Annotated in this window: 24 protein-coding genes; 17 read left to right on the forward strand and 7 right to left on the reverse strand. The window is 64.7% G+C overall.

The window, feature by feature from the left end; translation table 11 throughout:
- Positions 1-3: 3 nt before the first annotated feature.
- Positions 4-807, forward strand: a complete 804-nt coding sequence (locus AABD04_RS23940) for an IclR family transcriptional regulator (RefSeq protein ID WP_341442758.1) — start codon at positions 4-6, stop codon at positions 805-807.
- Between the two features lie 41 nt (positions 808-848).
- On the opposite strand, the gene AABD04_RS23945 is transcribed toward AABD04_RS23940, so the two are convergent.
- The gene (locus tag AABD04_RS23945) at positions 849-1,682 is read right to left on the reverse strand and encodes a DUF72 domain-containing protein (RefSeq protein WP_341442759.1); all 834 of its coding nucleotides are present in this window, start codon (positions 1,680-1,682) and stop codon (positions 849-851) included.
- Between the two features lie 94 nt (positions 1,683-1,776).
- Between AABD04_RS23945 and AABD04_RS23950 the strand changes: the two genes are divergently transcribed.
- A complete protein-coding gene (locus AABD04_RS23950) occupies positions 1,777-2,886 on the forward strand; it encodes a S1C family serine protease (protein ID WP_341442760.1) in 1,110 nt (369 codons plus the stop codon).
- A 6-nt stretch (positions 2,887-2,892) separates the two neighbouring features.
- Here the strand turns inward: AABD04_RS23950 and AABD04_RS23955 are convergent, their stop codons facing one another.
- The gene (locus AABD04_RS23955) at positions 2,893-3,306 is read right to left on the reverse strand and encodes a VOC family protein (protein WP_341442761.1); all 414 of its coding nucleotides are present in this window, start codon (positions 3,304-3,306) and stop codon (positions 2,893-2,895) included.
- A 59-nt stretch (positions 3,307-3,365) separates the two neighbouring features.
- Here AABD04_RS23955 and AABD04_RS23960 point away from each other — a divergent pair, with 59 nt between their 5' ends.
- The 5 genes from AABD04_RS23960 (at position 3,366) to AABD04_RS23980 (ending at position 6,839) form a co-directional block, all read left to right on the forward strand.
- Positions 3,366-4,343 carry an LLM class F420-dependent oxidoreductase gene (locus tag AABD04_RS23960; RefSeq protein WP_243596616.1) on the forward strand — a complete coding sequence of 326 codons (978 nt, stop codon included), beginning with the start codon at positions 3,366-3,368 and terminating at the stop codon, positions 4,341-4,343.
- A 67-nt stretch (positions 4,344-4,410) separates the two neighbouring features.
- Positions 4,411-5,019, forward strand: coding sequence for an AIM24 family protein (locus tag AABD04_RS23965; RefSeq protein WP_341443135.1), 609 nt, complete (start codon positions 4,411-4,413; stop codon positions 5,017-5,019).
- 1 nt (position 5,020) lies between these two features.
- Entirely contained in the window at positions 5,021-5,698 is a 678-nt protein-coding gene (locus AABD04_RS23970; RefSeq protein WP_341442762.1) for an AIM24 family protein, read from the forward strand.
- A 12-nt stretch (positions 5,699-5,710) separates the two neighbouring features.
- The gene (locus AABD04_RS23975) at positions 5,711-6,454 is read left to right on the forward strand and encodes an AIM24 family protein (protein ID WP_341442763.1); all 744 of its coding nucleotides are present in this window, start codon (positions 5,711-5,713) and stop codon (positions 6,452-6,454) included.
- A 58-nt stretch (positions 6,455-6,512) separates the two neighbouring features.
- A complete protein-coding gene (locus AABD04_RS23980; RefSeq protein WP_243596619.1) occupies positions 6,513-6,839 on the forward strand; it encodes a hypothetical protein in 327 nt (108 codons plus the stop codon).
- 20 nt (positions 6,840-6,859) lie between these two features.
- Here AABD04_RS23980 and AABD04_RS23985 read toward each other — a convergent pair whose 3' ends face one another.
- Positions 6,860-7,357: an SRPBCC family protein gene (locus tag AABD04_RS23985; protein WP_341442764.1), complete on the reverse strand. Its 498-nt coding sequence runs from the start codon at positions 7,355-7,357 to the stop codon at positions 6,860-6,862.
- 157 nt (positions 7,358-7,514) lie between these two features.
- Between AABD04_RS23985 and AABD04_RS23990 the strand changes: the two genes are divergently transcribed.
- Complete coding sequence (locus AABD04_RS23990) at positions 7,515-7,973, forward strand: hypothetical protein (RefSeq protein WP_341442765.1); 459 nt, start codon at positions 7,515-7,517, stop codon at positions 7,971-7,973.
- A gap of 1 nt (position 7,974) precedes the next feature.
- On the opposite strand, the gene AABD04_RS23995 is transcribed toward AABD04_RS23990, so the two are convergent.
- Positions 7,975-9,123, reverse strand: coding sequence for a macrolide family glycosyltransferase (locus tag AABD04_RS23995; protein WP_341442766.1), 1,149 nt, complete (start codon positions 9,121-9,123; stop codon positions 7,975-7,977).
- A 34-nt stretch (positions 9,124-9,157) separates the two neighbouring features.
- Positions 9,158-9,436, reverse strand: coding sequence for an ArsR/SmtB family transcription factor (locus tag AABD04_RS24000; protein WP_341443136.1), 279 nt, complete (start codon positions 9,434-9,436; stop codon positions 9,158-9,160).
- Between the two features lie 533 nt (positions 9,437-9,969).
- Between AABD04_RS24000 and AABD04_RS24005 the strand changes: the two genes are divergently transcribed.
- The 3 genes from AABD04_RS24005 (at position 9,970) to AABD04_RS24015 (ending at position 14,767) form a co-directional block, all read left to right on the forward strand.
- On the forward strand, positions 9,970-10,557 hold the full coding sequence (locus AABD04_RS24005; RefSeq protein WP_341442767.1) for a GNAT family N-acetyltransferase: 588 nt from the start codon (positions 9,970-9,972) through the stop codon (positions 10,555-10,557).
- A 9-nt stretch (positions 10,558-10,566) separates the two neighbouring features.
- Positions 10,567-12,936, forward strand: a complete 2,370-nt coding sequence (locus AABD04_RS24010) for a lysylphosphatidylglycerol synthase transmembrane domain-containing protein (RefSeq protein WP_341442768.1) — start codon at positions 10,567-10,569, stop codon at positions 12,934-12,936.
- 148 nt (positions 12,937-13,084) lie between these two features.
- On the forward strand, positions 13,085-14,767 hold the full coding sequence (locus AABD04_RS24015) for a bifunctional diguanylate cyclase/phosphodiesterase (RefSeq protein WP_341442769.1): 1,683 nt from the start codon (positions 13,085-13,087) through the stop codon (positions 14,765-14,767).
- 15 nt (positions 14,768-14,782) lie between these two features.
- Here AABD04_RS24015 and AABD04_RS24020 read toward each other — a convergent pair whose 3' ends face one another.
- Positions 14,783-15,079, reverse strand: a complete 297-nt coding sequence (locus AABD04_RS24020) for a putative quinol monooxygenase (RefSeq protein WP_341442770.1) — start codon at positions 15,077-15,079, stop codon at positions 14,783-14,785.
- 45 nt (positions 15,080-15,124) lie between these two features.
- Positions 15,125-16,630, reverse strand: coding sequence for a PucR family transcriptional regulator (locus AABD04_RS24025; RefSeq protein ID WP_341442771.1), 1,506 nt, complete (start codon positions 16,628-16,630; stop codon positions 15,125-15,127).
- 149 nt (positions 16,631-16,779) lie between these two features.
- Between AABD04_RS24025 and AABD04_RS24030 the strand changes: the two genes are divergently transcribed.
- The 6 genes from AABD04_RS24030 to AABD04_RS24055 all read left to right on the forward strand — a co-directional run bounded on the left by AABD04_RS24030 (position 16,780) and on the right by AABD04_RS24055 (position 24,428).
- Positions 16,780-17,646, forward strand: coding sequence for an FAD binding domain-containing protein (locus AABD04_RS24030; RefSeq protein ID WP_341442772.1), 867 nt, complete (start codon positions 16,780-16,782; stop codon positions 17,644-17,646).
- Between the two features lie 2 nt (positions 17,647-17,648).
- On the forward strand, positions 17,649-18,122 hold the full coding sequence (locus AABD04_RS24035; protein WP_341442773.1) for a (2Fe-2S)-binding protein: 474 nt from the start codon (positions 17,649-17,651) through the stop codon (positions 18,120-18,122).
- Positions 18,119-19,471: an 8-oxoguanine deaminase gene (locus AABD04_RS24040; protein WP_341442774.1), complete on the forward strand. Its 1,353-nt coding sequence runs from the start codon at positions 18,119-18,121 to the stop codon at positions 19,469-19,471. The genes AABD04_RS24035 and AABD04_RS24040 overlap by 4 nt, the downstream gene beginning before the upstream one ends.
- Positions 19,468-21,792 (forward strand): xanthine dehydrogenase family protein molybdopterin-binding subunit, encoded by a 2,325-nt coding sequence (locus AABD04_RS24045; RefSeq protein WP_341442775.1) that lies wholly within the window; start codon positions 19,468-19,470, stop codon positions 21,790-21,792. Before AABD04_RS24040 ends, AABD04_RS24045 begins: the two co-directional genes overlap by 4 nt.
- A gap of 109 nt (positions 21,793-21,901) precedes the next feature.
- Complete coding sequence (locus AABD04_RS24050; protein ID WP_341442776.1) at positions 21,902-23,344, forward strand: NCS2 family permease; 1,443 nt, start codon at positions 21,902-21,904, stop codon at positions 23,342-23,344.
- 1 nt (position 23,345) lies between these two features.
- Positions 23,346-24,428: an XdhC family protein gene (locus AABD04_RS24055; protein WP_341442777.1), complete on the forward strand. Its 1,083-nt coding sequence runs from the start codon at positions 23,346-23,348 to the stop codon at positions 24,426-24,428.
- The last annotated feature ends 28 nt before the right edge of the window (positions 24,429-24,456 follow it).

Consider the following 24,456-nt stretch of genomic DNA (forward strand, 5'->3'; position numbering starts at 1 on the left):
CACGTGGCATCGCCCACCGAGTCCGACACAGCCGGCCGCGACATCGTCGGCGCGGTCGTCAAGGCGTGCAGGCTGCTCGAGCACTTCGACACTTCACATCCGGTGTGGACGCTGAACGACCTGACGACAGCAAGTCGAATGAACAAGACCACCGTGCACCGGCTGATGACCACGATGATCCACGCGGGCTGGGTGGACCGAACGTCCGAGGGCTCGTACCGAATCGCCATGCCCGTGTTCGAGATCGGATCGTCGGCACTGACCCAGCTCGACATTCGCGGAGCCGCGCAACCGTATCTGTCGGAGATTGCCGAAAAATTCGGCGACACTGCATATCTCATGGTCCCTGCAGACGAGGGAGCCGTCTGCATCGATCGCCACGAAGGGAGTAATCCCCTTGTCGTCGCAGGCATTTCGATCGGTTCGGTACTGCCGTATCACGCGACCGCAGGCCCTATGGCCATGCTGGCGTTCTCCGCTCGGATTCGCGACCGCTGGCTCACCGACGACCTACCTGCGTTCACGGATCGAACACCGACCGCGCCGGACGAGCTACTGACACGTCTCGAACAGATCCGATCGCAGGGGTACGCGCTGAGCAACTCGGACTACCTCTCCGGCGTCGCGGCCGTCGGAGCACCGATCCTCGGGCGGAACGGGGTGGTCGTTGCATCGATCAGCGTGGGCGGCCGCGCGGAGACATTCGAGGGCGACGCGCTGCGAGAGAAGGTGGCCACGGTCCTGGCGTCCGCCGCGAGCTTGTCCCGAGTGGCAGAAGCGCTACCGGCGTCCGGGCATACTCAGTGATCTATTCGCAGATCTAGAACATAACGTAGAGAGCCGAATACTCACCTACCGATGCGCTCGATCAGCTTCATTGCGTCGAAGGGTGCGTATCCCTTGATGTCGTTGTCGAAGTACACGTGGACGTCGCGGCCCGTGGCCGTCCAGTCCGAGATCTTCGCGGCCCATCGATCGAGCGCCGCATCCGTGTAGCCGCTGGCATACAGCTCCTCGTCGCCGTGCAGGCGGGCGTACATGAAGTCGGCTGTCGGAGTGTCGACGTACGGGTACTTGCCTGCGGTGTCGGCGACAACGAACGCAATATCGTTCTCTCGCAACAGTTGTACGGCCTCGTCGGTGGCGAAGCTCTGGTGCCGAGCCTCCACACAGTGCCGCAGGACCCGAGACGACGGGGACGGCAACAACACTCGATCCTCGGCCAACTTGTCGTCGCGAGACTCGGCCAGAGCGACTGCAGCAGAGACTGTTCGGGGCAACATTGCGCAGAAATCCGACACCTTCTGCGCGTCGAACTCGAGGTTCGGCGGCAACTGCCACAGGAATGGTCCGAGCTTGTCGCCCAGCGTCAATACCCCGGTGGCAAAGAAATTCGCGAGTGCCGCCTCGACGCCGACGAGCCGCTTGATGTGGGTGACGTAGCGACCGCCTTTGATGGAGAACACGAAGTCGTCCGGCGTCTCGTCGTGCCACTTGGTGAAGCTCGACGGCTTCTGCATCGCATAGAACGTGCCGTTGATCTCGATCGACGTCAGCTGTTCCGACGCATACCCGAGCTCCCTGCGATGGGCCAGGCCCGCCGGATAGAAATCTCCTCGCCAGGGTGCGTACGTCCAACCGGAGATGCCGATGAGGACTCGAGGTCGATGCGACGCGGGCATGAGCAGACTGTAGACGGGCGCACCGAGAGGTACCGCTGGCCATGATCGTCAACTGACTGGCACCGCGATCGCCACCGGACCATAATCGGTTCCTATGCAGTCGGGTGGCCGAGCGTTCGTACTGACGCTGGTCGCTGCCGGTGCATGGCTGTTCGCCACACCGCTCGGTCCAGGGGTGCTGGGTATCGACAGCCCGATCCAGGAACCTGCGCCGGCACCTGCACCCGTCGTCGAACCCCCACCACTGACCCTCGACGAACTCTCGGCTCGCGTCGATCCCACCGTCGTCACCCTCGCGGCGTCGGCCGGTTTTTCCGGCGTCGCGGGCACCGGCTTCGTCGTCGCCCCCGACGGGATCGTGCTCACCAACTTCCACGTCGTCGAGAACGCCACCGAGATCAGTGCAGTGCACATGGGCAACGGACTGATCTACGACGCCACCGTGTTGGGTTACGACAAGTCCCGCGACGTGGCGGTCGTGCAGTTGATCACCGCGGCCGACCTGCCAGTGGTCGAGCTTGCACCGGACCCACTTCCCGACGTGGGCGACGCGGTGGTGGCCGTCGGGAATGCGTCGGGCGCAGGGGTATTGGTTCCTGCACCGGGCGCGGTCACGGCTCTCGATCAGCAGGTACGTACGCGCAGTTCGGTGGACGGTTCGGCGAACACGCTCGACAAGATGATTCGCGTCGATGCCGATGTGCGAGCTGGGGATTCGGGCGGGCCACTGTTCGACGCCTGGGGCCGAGTGGTGGGCGTCAACACCGCCGGGCTGTCGGACGAGGCGCGCAACGGCACCGAGTTCTCACCGCCGCAGGCACCCGAGGCCTATGCCGTCCCCATCTCCGAGGCGGTCGCTGTGCTCGATCAAGTGGTCGCCGGGCAGTCGGGCGGCACGGTCCATGTGGGCCCCACACCGTATTTCGGAGTCTCGGTACGCGATGTGTCGGTCTTCGAGAACAAGCCGGCAATGGGGGCGGCCGTGGTCTCGGTGACCTCCGATTCCCCGGCGGAGGCGCTGGGACTGTCTGCGGGAGACGTGATCGTGAGGTTCGACGGCGCGGAGATCGGATCGTCACCGGATCTGTCGGAGGCGCTGCTCGGCCGTCGCCCAGATGATTCCGCCGTCGTCGAATGGGTCGACGACACGGGTGTATCCAGCTCCGGCACAGTCACACTCGCCGCCGGAACCCCGACTGCGTAGGGGTCGTCAATCCTGCAGCACCGACATCACATTGCCCGCCGGGTCCGTGAACCAGGCGATCAGCGGGCCGCCGTGTCGAAAGATTCCCTTCTCGTCGGTTCCCATGGCAGGAGTGGAGCCTGCGGAACGACCCTGCATGTCCGGATACTGTTGGAACACCACCCCTTTGGCGATCAATGCATCGACTGCGGCCTCGATGTCGGCCACCGGGAAGTTGAGAATCGTGTATAGCGCGGGCACGTGCCCGGGGCGCGGATAGATCAGCACGATCGCCCCGGTCCCGAGGTGCAGCTCGAGCATCCCCATCTCGTTCTCGGTGACCGTCAGACCGAGAGTCTCGGCGTAGAAGGCCCGAGCTACGGGTAGGTCGTCGACTGCGAATCCGGAGAACGGCTGCCTGGTCAGCTCCAAGGATGTCATCGTCGAATTATCGCGCTCTCGCGCATGCCACGGGCCGATATCCGAGTAGCGTGGCTCTCGTGACTATTCGCCTCGGTTACCAGATGCCCAACTTCAGCTACGACGGTTCGGTCGCAGAACTCTTTCCCCAGGTCATCGCGCAGGCGCGCGAGGCCGAAGCGGCCGGTTTCGACACCGCATTCGTGATGGATCACTTCTACCAACTTCCCGGAATCGGCAAGCCCGACGAGCCGATGCTCGAGGCCTACTCCGCCCTGTCGGCGCTCGCGACGGCCACCGACACCATCCAGCTCTCCGCGCTGGTCACCGGCAACACCTACCGCAACCCGGCGATCCTTGCCAAGACCGTCACCACACTGGACGTGGTCAGCGGCGGGCGCGCGATCCTCGGCATCGGTGCCGGCTGGTTCGAGCTCGAGCACCAGAGCTTCGGACTCGAATTCGGCACCTTCACCGACCGTTTCGAGCGACTCGACGAGGCTCTGCAGATCATCGAGCCGATGCTCCGCGGCCAGCGCCCGACGTTCGACGGCCTCTGGTACCAGGTCGAGAACGCGATGAACGAGCCGCGTATCCGCGATGATCTGCCGATCATGCTCGGCGGTGGCGGCGAGAAGAAGACGTTCGGCCTGGCCGCTCAATTCGCGGATCATCTCAACATCATCTGCGACGCCAACGAACTGCCGCGAAAGATGGCTGCCGTGCAGGCCCGATGCGAGGAGGTCGACCGCGACCCCAAGGACCTCGAAACGAGCTTCCTCGCCTTCGTCATCGTCGACGAGGACGGCGACAAGGCCAAGGAGTTGCAGCGCGAGTTCGTACTCAAGCAGGGCCTCGATCTGACGAACCTGTCGGAAGAGGACGCGGCGAAGGCCACCGATCGCCACTTCTGCGGAACCCCCGACGACGTCGCCGAGCAGGTGCAGAAGCGCGTCCTCGATCAGGGCGTCGACGGCATCATCATCAACCTGATCACCAACGGACACCAGCCGGGAGCCGTCGAACTGGCAGGTAAAGCCCTGAAGCCGCTCGTCTAGATATTTTCTCCAGCAGTAGCCGCGGGGGCGCGTGCAGTGGCATAGTTCCCCCGTGGCTCAGCTGAGGATGAACGGGCACCGCGTCTTGGTCGCCGACCTGACCGGCGACTCCCTGCGCGCAATGTCGGGCTCGATGGTGGCGTACGAGGGCGAGGTCGCCTTCAAGAGCGCAGGCATGGGTGGTGGCGGAGGATTCCGCGCCGCACTCAAGCAGAAGGTGACCGGCGAGTCGCTGTCGCTGATGGACGTGTCCGGCAAGGGCACCGTCTACTTCGCCGTCGACGCTCAGGACATCACTCTCGTCGAGGTCCAGGGCGACAACCTCCACGTCGAATCGTCCCAATTGCTGGCTCTCACAGGGCAATTGAAGACGGACATAAAATTCTCCGGCTTGCGCGGCGCGAGTTCCGGCCAGGGATTGTTCACCACCGTCGTCAGCGGAACCGGCACCGTGGCATTGCTGTCCAAGGGTGGGCCCATCATCGCCCTCGCCGTCGATCCGCAGTACCCACTCGTCGTCGATCCCGACGCTTTCGTCGCCCATCGCGGTCAGCTGAATCAGAGCTTCGTCACCGACGTCACGTGGCGGTCCGCCATCGGCGGCGGCAGCGGCGAGGCATTCTCTCTCCGCTTCGACGGCCAGGGCGTCGTCTACATCCAACCCGAGGAGCGCTGACGTGCCGCTCGAACTCGTCAACAGCAAAGTCGTGAAATCCGTTCTGGCACCGAATCAGAACGTGCTCGCGCGTCGGGGATCGATGCTCTACTACACCGGCGACGTCCGGTTCGTTCCGCACTCGATGGGCGGCTCGGCCGGTGCCATGCCCGGCATGAGCGGCGTCGCCGGAATGGCCGGCCGGATGATGGCAGGCGAGCATGTCGCCATGATGGCCGCCGAAGGGCAGGGTGAGGTCTTCTACGGTCACGCCGGGTTGTACGTCGAGATCATCCACCTCGACGGTTCGTCGATGCTGACCGTCGAAGCCGATCGACTCCTGGTGCACGACGGCTACCTGCAGAGCTCCATCGTGGCCCTGACCTCCCAGGGCGGCGTCCGCGGAGCGGTGCGCGGCGCGATGACCGGGCAGGGTCTGTTCACGACACAACTGACCGGCCAGGGCAGCGTCGCGGTTCTCTCGCACGGCGGGGCGACTCCGTTGCAGGTCGGGCCCGATCACCCTCAGGTCGTGGTGGATCCGCAGGCGTACGTCTGCCACATCGGCAACATCAACGTCGAGATCTCCGCGAACGTCGGGTGGCGCGACGCCGTCGGCAAAGGTAGCGGCGAGGCGATCCAGTTGAAGATGACCGGCATGGGCACCGTGTGGGTGCAGGCGTCCGAGCAGAAGTTCTAGGAGGGACACCCCATGGGTCTGGACATTCACACACCGCATACCCTGCCGATCAACGACAACGTCCCCGGCAACGACTACGCGTTCTGCGTCGAGCTCGCCGGCCAGCCGTGGTTCACGTCGAAGGGCGCGATGATCGCGTACTACGGCAACGTTCGCTTCGAACCGCTCGGGCAGACGTCCATGCCCGCCGTCGTCGCCGCACGGTTCTCGTCTCCGCTGTACTCGAACGACTGGGTGCTCGCGCAGGGTCAGGGCAAGCTGATCCTCGGCGACCGTGGGTTCAACATCAACAGCTACGACCTCGACGACGGCAACCTCACCATCCGAGCCGCGAATCTCCTTGCGTTCGAGCCGACTCTGGATCTCAAGCAGTCCATCGTCCCGGGATTCCTGACTCTGCTCGGCACCGGCAAGTTCCTGGCGTCATCGAACGGCCCGGTCATGTTCGCCGAGCCGCCGCTGCGCATCGACCCGGAAGCCCTTGTCGGATGGGCAGATTGCCCGTCGCCGTCGCATCACTTCGACGCCGACTGGATGCAGAACTTCCTCGGTGCAGCCCGCGGATTCCTCGGTGCCAACAGCGGCGAGGAGCGTCAGTTCGACTTCACCGGTGCCGGCACAGTGCTGATCCAATCGAGCGAGAAGGTTCTCGACGATACGCATCTGTTGCGCTACGTCGAATCGCAGACGGTCTCGCTCGGCCAGAACTCACTGCGAGCGCTGCACAACACCATCGGTGCCCGGCTACAGCAATAGCTTCTCGCCCGTTCGGAGAAAACGCGCATACTGGAGGAACACCTGAGGAGGTACAGCCATGGCCAACCAAGGACCCTTCGGATTCGGATCCGACGACTTCGACAAGTTCGCCCGTGAGGCCACCGAGGGGCTGCGTGAAGTGGTCGGCTCACTGTTCGCCTCGGGCGCCGGGGCACCCAAAGCTCCGCCGGAGCCCGAAACCACAGGTCAGAAGGGCGACGGAGTCTGGGCCATCTACAGCGTGGACGACGCCGGATCACCCCAGATCGACCAGCTCTACGCCACCGAACTCGATGCCCTTCGGGCACACAAGGACAACACCGACCCGCGTCGACGCGTCCGATTTCTGCCCTACGGCGTGAGCGTCAGCGTTCTCGAGGACTGAATCGGGTGCACTGGACCGCGCTAGGCGCGGCTGGCTGCACCGGATTCACGCATGCTCGACGCCAGCGCCGCCAGCGATGCGTCGAGGAACGCCTCCGGTACCGCCGGCAGTCCACCGACGTGGGCGCGGGTGGCTTCCGGAGTATCGGTCCAGTCGTAGGTGAGGGTCACGGTCGTGCCTTCGCCCGCCGCCGCCAGGTCGTAGCGCCACCACCAGCCCCCATGGTCCACGGATCCATCGTCCGTACGCGCTCCCGGCAACCATGCGATCGTTCGATCCTGCACATAGGCGATCACCAGGTTGTGCACCACATAGTGGCCGCCTGCAACCTCGTGAAACATGTTGACGGCGAACACCTGCCCCAGCGCAGTGATCCGATCCGTGTCCACCGCCGAGCGCACCCAGTCGCCGGGTTCGGTGTCCTGATGTCGGTTGGGATCGGTCAGAACAGCAAAGATCTGCGCCGGGCTCGCGGCAATCGTTCGACTCACCACGAGACATTCCCGGGCGGCGTTCATGCGCCGCGGACAGCGTAGGTGATGGTCTTACTGGCAGAAGTCATGATGAAAGTGCTCATGCAGGGACAGACTCCTACGGACACCGAATCTCACCGGCATCGAGTCAGCGGTCGGTATCGTGGTCCCGTCACCCGAGAACGCAAGGATGCAACACCGAATGCCCTCCACGCCACAGCCCATCTCGGTACCGCTGGGACAGCCAGTGTTCGTTCAGGCACTTCGCTACACGGCGTTGTTCGATCAGAAGCCGTTCGCCGAGGCCCTCCTGATCTACACCGACAACGGCGCGTACAAGATCATGTCGCCGGGCGAGGATCATTACGGCAGCTACGTCTCGTACACCGACGTCGCGGCGAACCCGCAGCACGTGATCTTCCTGTCGTGGCCGTCGGAGGATTGGGGCCGCAACGTCGCTTCTCACACGTTGACGTTCAATCCCGATTCGGCGGCGTTCACTCAGGTTCTCGTCCTGCCCGGAAATCCTGTGCCTCGCTCGCAGTACGGTTACGCGCTGCCCACTCCCGATCCGCAGAGCGTCGACATGACGGCATCCTGGGACCGGGTTCGCGAGACCTATGCCGAGACCTTCGAAGAGCTACGCGCACTCGCTACGTGACCTACCGGCGAAACGCTTCCACCGCATCAGCCGCCTGCTCGACGCCACCATGTGCCCGCACCTCGGCACTCACCTCCGTTGCGCGCGATCCCAATTGCCGAGCCTCGGCAACCGCGCCAGCGAGGCTCGCGGCCGTCACTTTCTCGAATTCCAGGTACACGCCGACGCCGAGTTCGGCGAGCATCGTTGCGTTCCCGAATTGATCGACCGCCTGTGGCACGGCAACGGTCGGGACGCCGAACCACAGTGCCTCGGTACAACCACCCATTCCGGCGTGGGTGATGAAGACCGTGGCCGAATCGAGCACGGCGAGCTGCGGAACATGTTCGTGTACTTCGATATTCGCAGGCAGCGCGCCGAGCGCGACGGGGTCGACGCGTCGGCCGATGGAGATCACCACGTGCCAGTCCGTGTTCCCGAACGTCTCGATGCACAGTCGGTAGAACGCGGGTCGCTCGTTGTAGCCCGTACCGAACGAGATGTACAGGAGCGGCCCGTCGGGTGCGGTCCAGCTGCGATCGTTCAGGCGTACCGGGTCGAGGCACGGTCCGACGAACTGCACCGTCTCTGCCACCCGATCCGCGTTGGGCTGCATCACTTTCGGGATCAGCGACAGACAGTGCTGCGGATATGTGATCCACTCCCAGGGATCGGCGTCGATGTCGTTCTCTCGCAACCAGTGTGCATAGGTGTCGCGATACACGACACCGGTCGGCGACTCGCGGATGGAGGTCATCCCATCACCGAGATCCTCGGCGTATCCGTCCCACGCCACGTACGTCGGCGAGAGTTGCACGGCAGGAACCCCGTAACGCACCCCCAGGACCGGTGCCGTCATTCCGCCGATGTCGTACAGGAACAGATCCGGCTGATCGTCGTCGTAGAACGCAGTGAGTATCGGGAAGGACTCGATCGCCTCGTCGAGGAACACCTGCATCGCCGACGCCGGATCGTCCGGCCACGAAGACTCTCCGTCGGGAAGTATCGAGGAGAACGAGACCACCTCGACACCTGCGCGTTCGACCACGTGTCGCAGCGACTCACCGACGGCATAGGTGACGCGATGCCCGCGCCGGACCAACTCGGCAATCACGGCCAGCGATGGGTAGATATGGCTGGGAGCGGTCGTGCCGATCATGGCGATGTGCATGACGCCCACCGTAGAGCGCACATGGCGCTGCGAGCTAGTGGATTTCGTTCGCGATCAGATCCAGCAGGCCCGGGAATCGTTCGTTCAGCTCCTGGCGGCGCAGCGTCACTTTGCGACTGTTGCCACGGTCGACCTGGAATACCAGCCCCGCCTCGCGTAGCACTCGAAAGTGATGCGTAACAGTCGATTTGGTTACGCCCAGCTCGAACGACATGCAGGTTCGCTCGGCTCCGTCCTCGTCGCCGACGAGTTCGGTGACCACCTTGCGACGCAGTGGATCAGCCAGCGCAGACATCACCGCGCCGAGGTGCATTTCCTCGGGCTCCGGATGCCCGTTCTCGATCGGCGTGGAGTGTTCGCCGCTCAGGCATCGACACTGCTGGATTTCGGCCTGCTGCGCAATCGTCGCTTCCTCGCCCTGTGCCTGGTCCCGGTCGCCGGAGCCATCGGCTTCGTCACCCTTCTCACCTATCTGCCCGCTGCGCTCAGCGGTGCTGATCGCTCCGTTGGCGGTCGCCAGGTCGCTCACCGCCTTCGAGGCCGTCACCCCGGACCGTGTGGTGCTGACAAGCCTCGGATTCCCGGTTCTCGGCAATCTCGGCATGGCCCTGCAATCCGGCGTCCCGCTTGCCGCCGTCGTGGTCCCGGTGATCCTGTTGGGTCTGGGCTTCGGACTTCCGATCGGCCTGGTCGACGGCGAAGCCTTCGCCGCAGTGGCACCGCACAGCAGCGGCACCGCAGCAGGAGTACTCAATCTCGTCCGCATCGGTAGCGAGGCCGTGGTGGTCACCTCAGCGGCGATCATTGCGCTTTCCCGAAGCGGGAGATCCGACGTATCGTCGGCGAATGCCTTTTCTGCAACCGGTGACCCTCGTCGACGATCTCGTGACCCTCGAACCGCTGAGCCACGATCACCTCGAAGGTCTGTGCGACGCGGCCCGCGACGGTGAGTTGTGGAAGCTCTGGTACACCAACGTGCCGAAGCCCGAGGAGATGGCGGCCGAGATCGACCGGCGACTCGGATTGCTCGACGCAGGCACCATGCTTCCGTTCACCCTGCGCCGCAACGACACCGGGCAGATCATCGGGGCGACAACCTTCTGCAACGCCGACGCGAACAACCGTCGCGTCGAGATCGGATACACCTGGAATGCCCGCTCCGCGCACGGGACCGGGACCAATGCCGCGAGCAAGCTGCTACTACTGACCCATGCTTTCGAGGAACTGAAGTGCATCGCCGTCGAGTTCCGCACCCACTGGATGAACCTGCAATCGCGGACGGCGATCGCGAAACTGGGCGCGAAGCAGGACGGGATTCTGCGCAATCATCAACGCATGGCCGACGGTTCGCTGCGCGATACCGTGGTGTTCTCGATCATAGAATCCGAATGGCCCACCGTCCGCAACGAACTCCGCAGGCGTACCGCACGGTAGGTTGACCCCATGCGTGTGGATGGGCGGGACGTTCCCGTAGCGGGAAACCTGCTTCAGCCGTTGGTGCGAAGAACCAGCGACATCATTCGGGTCGTATCGGCAGCGGTACTGCTCGGCGTGGTGATCGCGGGTTCACTGATCACCAGAAATCAGTGGGATGCGCTGGAAGAATCGGTATCGAACATCGTGGGCGTGCTCAGCCCCGACCAATCCAATGCCGTCTACATCGTCTACGGGGTCGCCATTCTGGCGCTCCCGTTCGGCGTATTGATCGGGCTGATCGCCGGCCTCAAATGGAAACTGCTCGCCGGGTATGCGGCCGCCGCCTTGCTGGCCGCACTGGCACTGTCGATCACCGGAACCGGGATCTCCACGCCCACCTGGGACCTCGACGTACCCGAGCGACTCGATACGTTCCTCGCGCAATTCCTCGACGACTCCCGCTGGATCGCCATGTCGGCTGCGGCCCTGACGGTCTCCGGACCGGGCCTGCCCGCGCGATGGCGTCGGGCATGGTGGACGCTGTTGCTCGCGTTCGTGCCGATTCATCTGGTCGTCTCCACTGTCGTCCCGGCTCGCTCGATGCTCGGTCTGGCCGTCGGCTGGCTGGTCGGTGCCGTCATCGTGCTGCTGGTCGGTACGCCGGCACTCGAGGTTCCGCTCGACGCGGCGGTTCGTCTGTTCCACAGCCGCGGCGTCACCGTTCGCAGCTTCACCGTCGTCCGTCCCGCCGGTCCCGGCCCACTGGTTCTGAACGCGCACACGCCCGACGCGGATGTGGTGGTCGAGCTGTACGGGCAGAATCAGCGTAGTGGTGGTGCCCTGCGCCAGTTCTGGCGGTGGATCACGCTGCGTGGCAGCGAGACTGCGCCGCTGCATGCGTCCATGCGGCGAGCCGTCGAGCATCGTGCGTTGATGGGTCTGGCCATCAAGGGCCTCGGAGCTGCGGGCAGCCATCCGCTGGCGGTAGCGGCGCTCGATCGAGGGTGGACGCTGTACGCGCACAGCCAGCCACTCGGAGATCCGATCGAGGCAGAGCACGACGATGCCACCCTCAACGCTCTGTGGTCGGCTCTGAACACGCTGCACGAGAACCAGATCTCCCACGGCGATCTGCACCGAGGCGAACTCCGGATCCACGACGGCAAAGCCCTGTTCTGCGGCTTCGGTCACGCCGAACTGGGTGCGTCGGATTCACAGATGCAATCGGACGTGGCGCAGCTGTTGCTCACCACCGCAGATCTTTTCGGCCCGCAGCGTGCCGTCGCCACTGCTCTGGACGTACTCGGCTTCGACACCGTGGTCGCGGCCTCGGGTCGTTTGACCAAATCCGCCATCCCGCCTCGCGTTCGGCAATCGGTGTCCGACGACGCACAGACGATGAAGGCGATCCGGCTCGAAGTTCTCGAGCAGACCGGTGCCGCCAAGATCGAGGCCGAACAGGTAACCCGGTTCAGCCGCAACCAGATCATCTCGCTCGTGCTGTTGATCGGGTTGGTCTACGTCGCCTATCCGTTCATCAGCGCGGTACCCGCGTTCGTCGTCGAGCTCGGTTCGGTGAACTGGTGGTGGGCACTGCTGGGCTTGGCCGTGTCCGCCCTGACGTACATCGGCGCCGGAGCTGCGTTGTGGGCGTGCGCGTTCGGCAAGGTCAGCTTCTGGAATCTGACGGTGATGCAGGTCGCGAACACGTTCGCGGCCACCACGACTCCCGCTGGTGTCGGCGGACTTGCTCTGAGCGTGCGGTTCCTGCAGAAGGGTGGCCTCGGCACGGTCCGTGCGACGGCCGCTGTGGCGCTTCAACAGTCCGTCCAGGTGATCACGCACGTGAGCCTGTTGATCTTCTTCAGCGTCGTCGCCGGTACCTCGTCCGGTCTGTCCAACATGGTCCCCGGAAACACCGTGCTGTATCTGATCGCCGGTGCCGCATTCGGCGTCGTCGGGACGTTCATGTTCGTACCCAAGCTACGACGCTGGCTCCGGGTCGCCATCCGGCCACAGATCAAGGAAGTCCTCACCGAACTGGGCGAGCTCGCCCGCGACCCCAAACGCTTCTCGATTATCATCCTCGGCTGCGCAGCAACGACCTTGGGTGCGGCGCTCGCGTTGTGGGCGAGCATCGAGGCCTTCGGCGGCGGCACCACGTTCGTGACGGTGACGGTGGTGACCATGATCGGCGGAACCCTCGCCTCCGCCGCACCGACTCCTGGCGGTGTGGGAGCCGTGGAGGCCGCGCTCATCGGGGGTCTGGCCGCGTTCGGTGTACCCGCGTCCATCGCCGTGCCGTCGGTGTTGCTCTACCGCGTTCTGACCTGCTGGTTGCCGGTGTTTCTCGGGTGGCCCACCTTGCGGTGGCTCACCAAGCGAGACATGGTCTGATTCGCCGGATTTCGGGTACGGCCAAGCCGTGGATGCTAGCGTTCATGCAGGCTAGGGGCCTTATTCTACGAAGGGCATTGCCATTTCCGATCAGGGAGACTTCGTCCCCACCGCGAAGGAACGATGGGTCAGGCTGTTCATCAGCTCGATGACACTCACGTTCGGACTGGCCGGTGCGCTGATGGTCCCGGCTGGTCAGTTCTCGGAGTCGATGTCGATCGCGGTCCTGCTCGCCTCGGCCACCACGGTGCCCGTGGCCATCGCCTGGTATCTCCGCCCCTGGACGTCGCCGCGCCTGGCGACGGCCTACATCCTCTATGCCGATGTCGGCATCGTCTCGGTTCTGTTCTCGTTCCAGACTCACTTCGACGCCATGCCGGGATGCGCGATGTTCGCGATCGTCGCCGCATTCATCGTCGTCGGAAGTTCGTATCGAGTGATGGTGATCCACCTCGGCGTCGCGGCCGTCACGTTGGTCGCGCTCGGTGTCCTCGCCGTCGCCGACGGAGCCGATCCGTGGTCGACGGCGTCGCGCATCGTCACCATCGGCTCGCTGTACGCGGCTCCGTTCATGATCAAGGCGTACATCGGGCAACTCAGGTCGAAAGCAGCGCGCGCACTGCGCGATCCACTGACCGGCCTGTGGAATCGCCGCGGACTGCTGGACACCGTGGACACACAGGTCGACGAGGCAGTAGGGGTGACCGTCCTCGACATCGACCGTTTCAAGCAGATCAACGACAGATTCGGGCACCCCTCGGGCGATGCCGTTCTCATCGAAGTTGCCCGACGACTGTCCGAGGCGGTGGGCGATCGGTCGGCGATCGCACGACTGGGCGGCGACGAGTTCGTGGTTGTCAGATCCGGAACTCGCGAGGAGATCACTCAGTCGGACAACAGAATCCGGGCTGCCCTGGAGGAGACGTTCGACGGACCGCAGTTCACCACCAGCCTCGGATCGGCCGTGGAAACACTCGATTCCGACACCAGTATTCACGTCCTCGTTCGACGCCTGATCGCACTGGCGGACATCGAAATGTACCGATTCAAGGCACGAACCGCGGGGAGCACGGTTCCCGATCGACTGCCAGAAGCGAACTCGCACGAGCAGACGCGGCACCGAATCGACGAACTGATCGCATCCGGCGGCCCCGACATCTTCTTCCAGCCCATCTGCGACACCGACACCGGATCGGTCGTCGGCTTCGAGGCGCTCTCGCGCTTCCCCTTCGGTGCCGGATCGCCGCTGTCGTGGTACCGAGACGCCACGGAGGCCGGGATCGGTCCCCGCCTGGAACGTGCCGCACTCGACCGGGCGCTCGACGCGATGTGCGCGTTACCGTCGGACGCGTTCGTCTCGCTGAACGCATCCGCGGACACCATCCGAACGACGAACCTGCTCGATCGACTACGCCCGCACCTGGCGTCGCGCACGTTCCACCTCGAGATCACCGAGCACGAGCGTGTCGACGACTACCTCGCGGTCATCCGTGCGATCGACAGTCTGCGTTCCGCGGGAGTACAGATTTCCATCGACGACGTCGGCGCAGGATTTGCCGGTCTTCGCCACGTCGTCGAACTGCGCCCGGACATCCTCAAGGTGGACTACGCGCTCGTCCACGGCATCGACCGTGACCCACTCCGTCGAGCAGCCGCGAAAGCCATCATCGACTTCGCCCGCCAGATCGAGGCCACCGTCATCATGGAAGGCGTCGAGACCCCAGCGGAACTGCAGGTTGCCGCAGAACTCGGCGCTCAGATGGTCCAGGGATTTCTCACCGGGCGACCGGAACCGGCGTCCGCGCACTCCCGCCGACAGATGACGAGGTAGACGAGCTCCCGCCGATCAGATCGACGAATCGACGGTGAACTTGGTCAGAGTCGGCGCGGCAGCCAGCAACGGCGGCAGGTCGACGATCTTGCCGGGCCCGGCCCGGAACTCGCGGTACTTCGAATCGGCCTCGACCGACTCCCACGTCTCGTAGGCGACGACATGCGCCTCGTTCTCCTCGTCCACCCACACCTCGACACCGAGGCAACCCTCGAATGCGCGGGTATCGGCAAGCACCGTGCGCAGTAACTCACGCGCATCGGCAAGAGATTCGGGCTTGAAGGTCAGATCCAACAAAGCAATGAGAGCCATGGGCTTCAGTGTATGGGTCGTTCCGCAGGCTCCACTCCTGAGTGGTCATCTCAGCCGAAGTGCCAAGTAGAACTCGATTCTGTCCTCCAGCCGCGATAGATCGCGGCCGGTGAGTTCCTCGATCCGCTGGATGCGATATCGGACGGAATTGACGTGCATGTGCAGTTGTTCGGCACATCGCGTCCAGGCACCGTTCGTGTCGAGGTACACCGACAGTGTCTCCACCAGGTCACTGTTGTGCTGGTCGTCGTACTCGACCAACGGAGCGAGCAGACGTGAGGTGAACATCCGTCGCACGTCGTCGGGAACGTTGGCGAGAAGAATTGTCAGCGTGGCCAATTCATCATGTCCGACGACGCTGCAGTCCGAGCCACGGCGCTCGGCGAGCCGGCGGGCATACCGCGCTTCCTCGATGGCGCTTCGGATGTCGGCGGGCGCGGTCGGAGCACTGACGCCGATCGACGTGCCGCTCCCGATCAATCCCGGGGCCAACGCCTGGACAGCACGCCGGATGGAATCGGTTCGATCGGTCGGCGCCTCTACCAACGCGAACGCCTCGTCGTCGACGACTCCCACCGTGATCTCGAGCGGTGCCAGCACCTCTCGCAGAAGCGGGCGCAACTCACCGAGCCGCACCGTCTCACCCGACGTGGCCACAGCTACAGCGGCGTAGCGTGTTTCGATATCGAGTCCGATGACGTGCATCTGAGCGAGGATGTCGGTGGCCGTCGCCCCACCGACGATCGAGCGCACGAATTCCTGGGCCAGAATCCCTGAGCCCGACAAGCGATCGTCGGCACGGCTGCGCTCGACCGCGACGATGGACGCCAACTGCTCGGCCAGCGAGATCCGCGGTGCATCCCATGTCTGCCAATCGCTTTCGAATGCCACGAACCAGTCCACCACCCGCGGCGTGACCTCTCCGTCGACCGCAAAGATCGAGACCCGTTGCCCCTGTGAGTATCTCGGCATCCGGACCGACGTCATGAACTCGTGCGCCAGGTAGCCGGTGTCGGGTGGATCCTCGGATCCGGCGAGTACTCGCCCCGACGAGGTGACGACCCAGCACCTCATCCCCAGGTCGGAACTGACCATGTCCAGGAGCGGACCCAGCCCACCGCCCGGTCCTGCGCTCGCCACGAGGCGTCGGTGCCGATCGAGCACGAGGCTCAGGTCCGATGCTCGTGCCGTCGACAGTTGCCGGACGACGCTCTCGGTGACCGTGGCGAACGCGATGTCGGCGGGTACGCGAAAGAGCGGCAGACCGTATTCGCGACAGGCGTCGACCAGATCGTCGGGCACCACGCCGCCGTCGGATGCCGCCAGCGCGGCGATGCCGGCCTTGGACACCGCCCGTACGAACGTCCTCGAGTCCTCGGGGCCGGACCGCCACATCAAGCCGGTCAACACAAGCTCGCCGCCGCTGAGGTAGCGGCTCGGATCGAGCATATCGGTGGTCACGACCCATCTGATGGTCGGATCGAAGTGCTCGGGAGTCACGACCGGCTGCAGTTGCAGATCGGGGAGATCGGCCAGATCACGCAGTCTCACGGTGAATCGACCTCCCTCTTCGTAGGAACCTCCAAAACCTACACTGTGATCGGCGTCATACTTCGTCGTTCCTGTCTCTCGTTCGCGTCGTGCCCGGCGGCTGTACTGGGTGAACACGACCGAGAGACACGTGAGCGGAGAGCAGCACGATGGAATTTCTACGACCGCAGACCTGGAGCGACGCGTTGGCCGCGAAGGCCGACGACGTCGACGTGGTGCCCATCCAGGGCGGCACCGACGTCATGGTCGAGATGAACTTCGACCTGCACCGCCCGGGCGCATTGCTGGATCTGAACCCGATCACCGAACTCACCGAATGGGAACAGCTTCCCGACGGGACGCTACGGGTGGGCGCAGGCGTGCCGTACGTCCGCATCATCGCCGAGCTCGGAGACGCGCTTCCCGGCATTTCCCAGGCGTCGCGCACCGTCGGTTCACCGCAGATCCGCAATCGCGGCACCGTCGGCGGCAACCTCGGTGGCGCGTCACCGGCAGGCGATCTGCATGCACCACTGCTCGCTGCGGGCGCGACCGTCGAGGTCGAATCGGCCGAGCGCGGCGTGCGCATGATCCCCGCGACCGAGTTCTACCTCGGCGTCAAACGCAATTCCTGTCAGCCGGACGAACTCATCCGAGCGTTTCACGTAGCGCCGGCAGCGGGACCGCAGTATTTCTCGAAGATCGGCACCCGTAATGCGATGGTCATCGCCGTCTGTTCGTTCTCGATCGCACTGTTTCCGCAGGAGGGTCGCATCGGTACCGGTCTCGGCTCCGCTGCGCCGACGCCGCGCCGGGCTTACGATGCCGAGAACTACCTCGCGGCCGAACTCGAGTGGGACGGTGCCCTCGATCCTAGGGTGTCGGAGGAATTCGGCCGATTGGTCAGTGCGGCAGCAAGTCCCATCGACGACGTACGAGGCACTGCCGATTACCGCAAGCACGCCCTGTCCGTGATGGCCCGGCGAACACTGGGTTGGGCATGGCGAGACCTCACAGCCGCACGGAAGGTGGCCTGAACATGCGAGTCAACTGCACCATCAACGGAAGAGACATGGAAGCCGACGACGTCTGGGAGGGCGAGAGTCTGCTCTACCTGTTGCGCGAACGCATGGGCCTCCCCGGATCCAAGAACGCATGCGAACAAGGCGAATGCGGTTCGTGCACCGTCTACCTCGACGGCATCCCTGCCTGTGCCTGCCTGGTGGCGGCCGGCCAGGTCGAGGGCCGTGAGATCCGCACGGTCGAGGGCCTCGCCGACGGCGAGAAGCTGGACCCGATGCAAGAAGCGTTCGTCGAGTGCGGAGCCGTCCAGTGCGGCTTCTGCACCCCGGGCCTCGTCGTCCAGGCGCACGATCTGATCGAGCGTGTACCCAACCCGTCGGACGTCGAAATCCGCGAGTCGCTCGCCGGAAACCTCTGCCGCTGTACCGGATACGAGAAGATCCTGGATGCCGTTCGGCTCGCTGCGACACGAAAGGCCGAGGCACAATGACCACTGTCATCTCGGGTGCCTACATCGCACCCATCGTCGGTGACGAAATCCCGAACGGCTACCTCGTCGTCGAGGGCACGATGATCACCGCTGTCGGATCGGGCCCGGCCCCGGTCATCCCCGGGGCCGAAACGATCGACGCCTCCGGCTGCCTCGTCACCCCAGGCCTGGTCAATACCCACCACCACCTGTACCAGTGGGCGTCCCAGGGACTCGCCAAGGACAACACGCTCTTCGAATGGCTTGTCGCACTGTACAAGCCGTGGTCCAAGATGGACGCCGAGGTGGTCGGCGGTGCTGCCGCCGCCGGGTTGGGATGGCTGGCGAAGTCGGGGTGCACCACGAGCACCGATCACCACTACATCTTCCCCCGGGGCCGAGGCGACCTGTTCGCCGCCGAGATCGATGCGGCACAACGCATCGGCGTCCGATTCCAACCGTGTCGCGGCTCGATGGACCGGGGTGTGTCCGACGGCGGTCTGCCACCGGACGAGGTGGTCGAATCGCTCGACGACATCCTCACCGCCACCGCCGAGGCCATCGACACCTATCACGACGCCTCCTTCGGTTCGATGCTCCGGATCGCGGTCGCACCCTGTTCTCCGTTCTCCATCAGTAAAGAGCTGCTCGTGGAGTCCGCTGGGCTTGCTCGCGCGAAAGGTGTTCGACTGCATACTCATCTGGCCGAGACCCTGGACGAAGAAGAGCACTGCCTCGCTCAGATGAACTGCACCCCGGTCGAGTACATGGAGCAGGTCGGCTGGCTCGGTGACGACGTGTGGTTCGCGCACGCGGTCCACCTGCACGATTCCGATATCGCGAAGATGGCGGCCACCGGCACCGGTACTGCGCACTGTCCGAGTTCCAATGCTCGGCTCGGTGCGGGCATCGCCCGTATTTCCGATCTGCTCGCCGCCGGCGCGCCCGTCGGCCTCGGAGTCGACGGCTCGGCCTCGGCCGAAATGGTGCCACTGGCCGGCGAAGTCCGGCAGGCGATGTACATGCAGCGCGCCAAATACGGACCGACTGCGCTGACGGCGCGTCAGGCACTCGAGATCGGAACACTGGGCGGTGCAACGGTGCTGGGTCGTCAGAGCGAGATCGGTTCGCTCGAGGTCGGAAAGCTGGCCGACATCGCGATCTGGCGAACAGACGGCTTCTACTCGGCGGTGGACGATCCGGTCGTGGCGTTCGCGTACGGGCAGACACCACCGCTCGCGCGACTGATGGTGGGCGGTCGAACGATCGTCGAGAACGACGTCTTGACCAGCGCACCGCAGGACGAAATAGGCCGCGCCGGAGCCGATGCGCACCGTCGCCTGATGAAACTAGCGGAGGACGTGCTGTGAGCGCCCCGACCACTGCACCCAGGCAAGCTCCCGCCGACATCCCGGCACCGGGCCGCGGTCGCGTCGGCGACAGCCCGCTCCGGCCCGACGGCACGCTGAAGGTCAAGGGCGAGTTCGCGTACTCGTCGGACCTGTTCATCGACGGCATGCTCTGGGGCGCAACGCTCCGCAGCCCGCACCCACGCGCGAAGATCGTCTCGGTCGACATCTCGAAGGCTCTGGCGACACCCGGCGTCGAGGCGGTACTCACCCACGACGACGTGCCGGGGCGCAAGTGCTTCGGGCTCGACCACACGTGGGATCAGCCGGTACTGGCCTTCGACGAGGTGCGGCACGAGGGTGAGCCCATCGCCCTGATCGCGGCCGATCATCCCGAAACTGCCCGGCGTGCAATGGAGAAGATCGTCGTGGTCTACGACGTGCTCGAACCCCTCACCGATGCTCGACGCGCAGCCCTGGATCCGGACTACCCGAAGGTGCAGGAACGCGGCGGGGTGGCGCGCCATCAGCCGGTGCGTGTCGGCAACGTCGCCGCCGCCCGCGCCACCGCGGACGTCATCGTCAGCAGCGACTTCGCCGTCGGGATCCAGGATCAGGCATTCCTGGGACCCGAATCGGGACTGGCTGTTCCGGCCGAGGACGGCGGCATCGACCTCTATGTCGCGACCCAGTGGATGCACAACGACCTCGCGCAGATCGGGCCGTGCCTCGGACTGCCCGAGGAGAAGATCAGGATGACGCTCGCCGGCGTCGGCGGGGCCTTCGGTGGCCGCGAGGACCTGTCGATGCAGATCCACGCGGCGATGCTCGCGATGCACACCGGCAAGCCGGTCAAGATCGTCTACAACCGCTACGAGTCGTTCTTCGGACACGTGCACCGCCACCCCGCTCAGATGCACTACGAGTACGGTGCGACCAGCGACGGCAAGTTGGTGTTCGCAGACGTCGAGATCATCCTCGACGGCGGCGCGTACACCTCGGCCACCCTCAACGTCGTGGGCAACGCAGCCTCGCTGGGCGTCGGACCGTACGTCATTCCCAACATCGAGATCGACGCGTACGGGGTGTACACCAACAACCCGCCGTGTGGAGCGATGCGTGGGTTCGGTGCAGTACAAGCATGTTTCGCGTACGAGTCGATGATGGACAAACTCGGCGAGGCCTGCGGCATCGGTCCCGTGGCGATCCGGCAGATCAACGCCGTCAGCCAGGGATCGATCCTCGCGACCGGTCAGGTCATCGAAGCACCTGCCCCACTGGCAGAGATGCTCGCCCGAGCCGAAGCGATGGAACTGCCTGCCCCCGTGGACGCGTCGGACATCCGTAATCTGCCGGGCGGTGCGTCGCAGACCACCCACGGCGAAGGCGTCGTACGCGGGATCGGATACGGCGTCGGCATCAAGAACATCTGCTTCTCCGAGAACTACGACGACTACTCCACCGCGCGCGTACGGCTGGAGGTGATCGGTGGTGAGGCAACAGCATTGGTGCACACCGCCGCTGCCGAGGTGGGTCAGGGTCTGGTGACGTTGGAGGCGCAGATCGCGCGCACCGAGCTCGGCGTCACCAACGTGGTCATCCATCCGGCGGACACCAAGGTCGGCGATGCCGGCTCCTCCTCGGCGTCGAGGCAGTCGTACATGACCGGCGGCGCAGTCAAGACGGCGTGCGAGGCCGTCCGCGAGGCGGTGTTCGTCCTGGCCGGCCTGTACCTCGGCCGCGCGGTGGCCGACCTGAGCCTCGACGGCGGCAAGATCGTCTCGGCCACCGACGGTGTGCTGGCGACGATCGAGGATGTGCTCGGCGAGCGGGTCATCGAGCAGACACGTGAATTCCACCATCGCCCCACCAGCGGAATGGATCCGGTCACCGGACAGGGCGCGAGCCACACCCAGCTCGCCCTGTGTGTTCATCGCGCCGTGGTGGACGTCGACGTCGAACTCGGGCTGGTGAAGGTGGTCGAGATGGCCGCGGTGCAGGACGTCGGCAAGATCCTCAACCGGCTGTCGCTCGAAGGCCAGATCCACGGCGGCACAGCGCAGGGCCTCGGGCTCGCCGTGATGGAGGAGATTGTCGTCGTCGACGGCCTCGTGAAGAACCCGTCGTTCACCGATTACCTGATTCCGACCATTCTCGACATGCCGCCCATGAAGCTGGACATTCTCGAGAACCCGGATCCCTTGGCACCGTACGGCCTTCGCGGTGCGGGGGAGCCCCCCACGCTGTCGTCCACGCCTGCCGTCGTCGCTGCCATCCGCAATGCCACCGGACTCGCCTTGACCCGAGTGCCCGTTCGACCCGAAAACATCATCAACCCCTGACTCATTCGATGAGACCTTCTCCAGCACAGCGGAACCCGACGCCAACTCCCCCGGCACGGTCACCGTCGCAAACCCGGACAAGGTTGATCACGCCCTGGGAGGGCCGATCATGACCGATGTACACACAACCAGCACTCGTCACAGCGGACGAGGTCGATCCCAGATCGACAAGTTCTTCGACATCACCGGTCGAGGCTCGACGGTCTCTCGCGAGATCCGCGGTGGCGTCACCACATTCGTGGCTATGGCGTACCTCATCGTCCTCATACCGCTGATCATCGGCGATGCTCGGGACGTCACCGGTGCGACTCTCGATGCGGCGCAACTGTCGACGATGGTCGCTCTGTCCGCCGGCCTGACGACCATCCTGATGGGGGTCGTCGGAAACGCGCCCCTCGCCATGGCGGCCGGACTCGGGGTGACTCCCATCGTGGTGTTCCAGGCGGCCCCGTACATGACCTGGCCGCAGGCGATGGGGCTGGTGGTTCTCGAGGGCGTCGTCATCGTCGTGTTCGCCCTCACCGGCATTCGGCAACTCATCATGGATGCGATACCGCTCGTTCTGAAGCAGGCGATCGGCGTCGGGATCGGCGCATTCATCGCGCTCATCGGCTTGGTCGATGCCGGGTTCGTCGGACACCACGAGTCCGCGGCCACCGCGGTCACCCTCGGCACGTTCGGCAAGCTCGCCGGCTGGCCGGTGTTCGTGTTCTGCGTCGGCCTGATTCTCATGATCATGCTGTTCGTGCGGAAAGTGCCGGGCGCGATGCTGATCGGCATCTTCGTGGCCACCAACCTGGCGATCATCCTGAACTCGGTGTTCGACATCGCGCCGGAGGCATGGGGACCCGTCGTACCGAGGGTGCCCGATTCCATCGTCGCCACACCGCAATTCGACCTGCTCTTCAACGTCGACCTGTTCGGCGGGTTCGCTCGGGCAGGTGTGGTGACGGCCTCGGTGGTGCTGTTCACCCTCGTGCTCTCAGGTTTCTTCGACGCCATGGGCACCATCCTGGGCGTCGGTGAGGAAGCCGGCCTCGTCGACAAGCAGGGCAGGATGCCGGGTCTGAGTCGCATCCTCACTGTCGACGGCATCGGTGCCATCGTCGGTGGCGCGATCAACGGATCTGCCAACACCGCCGTCGTCGAGTCCGCTGCAGGCGTCACCGAAGGTGCCCGAACCGGTCTTGCCAGCGTCGTCACCGGCGGACTGTTGACCAGCCTGATCTTCTTCACCCCGCTGGCCGGGGTGGTCCCCGTCGGAGCAGCAGCCCCCGCACTGGTTCTGGTGGGCGCGCTGATGATGACGCATGTGCGCAAGATCAATTGGGAGAACACCGAAATCGCGATACCGGCCTTCCTGACGATCGTGCTGATGCCCTTCACCTACTCGATCACCGTGGGAGTCGCAGCGGGTGTCATCTCGTACACCCTCGTTCGCCTCGCCAAAGGCAAAGCACGCCAGACACATTGGCTGCTGTACCTGATGTCGGGAATCTTCCTGGTCTACTTCGCCCTGCACCCCATCGAAGAAGCGTTGGGAATCTCGTAACGTGAAAGAGATCGTCGATCGTCTGATCGCCTGGGACCACGCCGGTGTTCCCTACGCGGTGGCGACGGTCATCGCGGTATCCGGAAGTGCTCCTAGACTTCCGGGTGCCGCGATGGCGGTCTGCGCCGACGGTGAAGCAGTCGGCAGCGTCTCCGGCGGCTGCGTCGAAGGAGCAGTGTACGAGCTGTGCCTGCAGGTCCTCGAGACCGGCGAGTCCACGCGAGAATCGTTCGGCTACAGCGATGTCGACGCTTTTGCGGTCGGCTTGACGTGCGGGGGAGTGATCGAGGTGTTCGTCCGCCTCGGGCCCCCGCGCGCCGTGCTCGCGGCCATCGCGTCGGATGCTGCGGTGGCGACGGTGACGCTGCTTTCCGGGTCCGGGCAGTCACTTGCGGTCTCTTCTTCGGCAACCATGGGCACGACCGGTTTTTCCGACGTCGACGCAGTGGTCGTGGGTGAGGCGCTGGCGATGTTGGATTCCGGGGGCACCGGCATTCGGTCGGTGCGGTGCCGGCCGGACCTCGACGTGTTCGTCCAGTCGTATGCCACTGCCCCGCGGCTATTGATCTTCGGGGCCATCGATTACGCCGGAGCGCTCGCCCGTGTCGGCAAGTTCCTCGGCTACCACGTGACCGTATGCGATGCCCGTCCCGTATTCGCGACGGCTGCAAGGTTTCCCGACGCCGACGACGTTGTGACCGAATGGCCGCACAGCTACCTGGCGCGAACTACGGTCGATGCACGGACGGTGATCTGCGTACTCACCCACGACGCCAAATTCGACGTGCCTCTGCTCGAGGTGGCCTTGCGACTGCCGGTGGCATTCGTGGGGGCGATGGGATCACGCAGGACTCATGACGATCGCGCGGCACGGTTACGCGAGGTGGGGCTGACGGAGCAGGAGCTGGCGCGCTTGAAGTCGCCGATCGGCCTGGACTTGGGTGCGAGGACTCCGGAGGAAACTGCGCTGGCCATCGCGGCGGAGTTCGTGGCCGTGCGACGTGGGGGTAGTGCGTTGCCACTGACACGTACGGCCGGTCCGATTCACCACGACGGGGCGTCGGCCGATGCGAAGTACGCGTAACTACCCTGGTTCCGGGATGTCCACCTCT

Source organism: Rhodococcoides navarretei, assembly GCF_038069675.1.
GTDB lineage: Bacteria > Actinomycetota > Actinomycetes > Mycobacteriales > Mycobacteriaceae > Rhodococcoides > Rhodococcoides navarretei.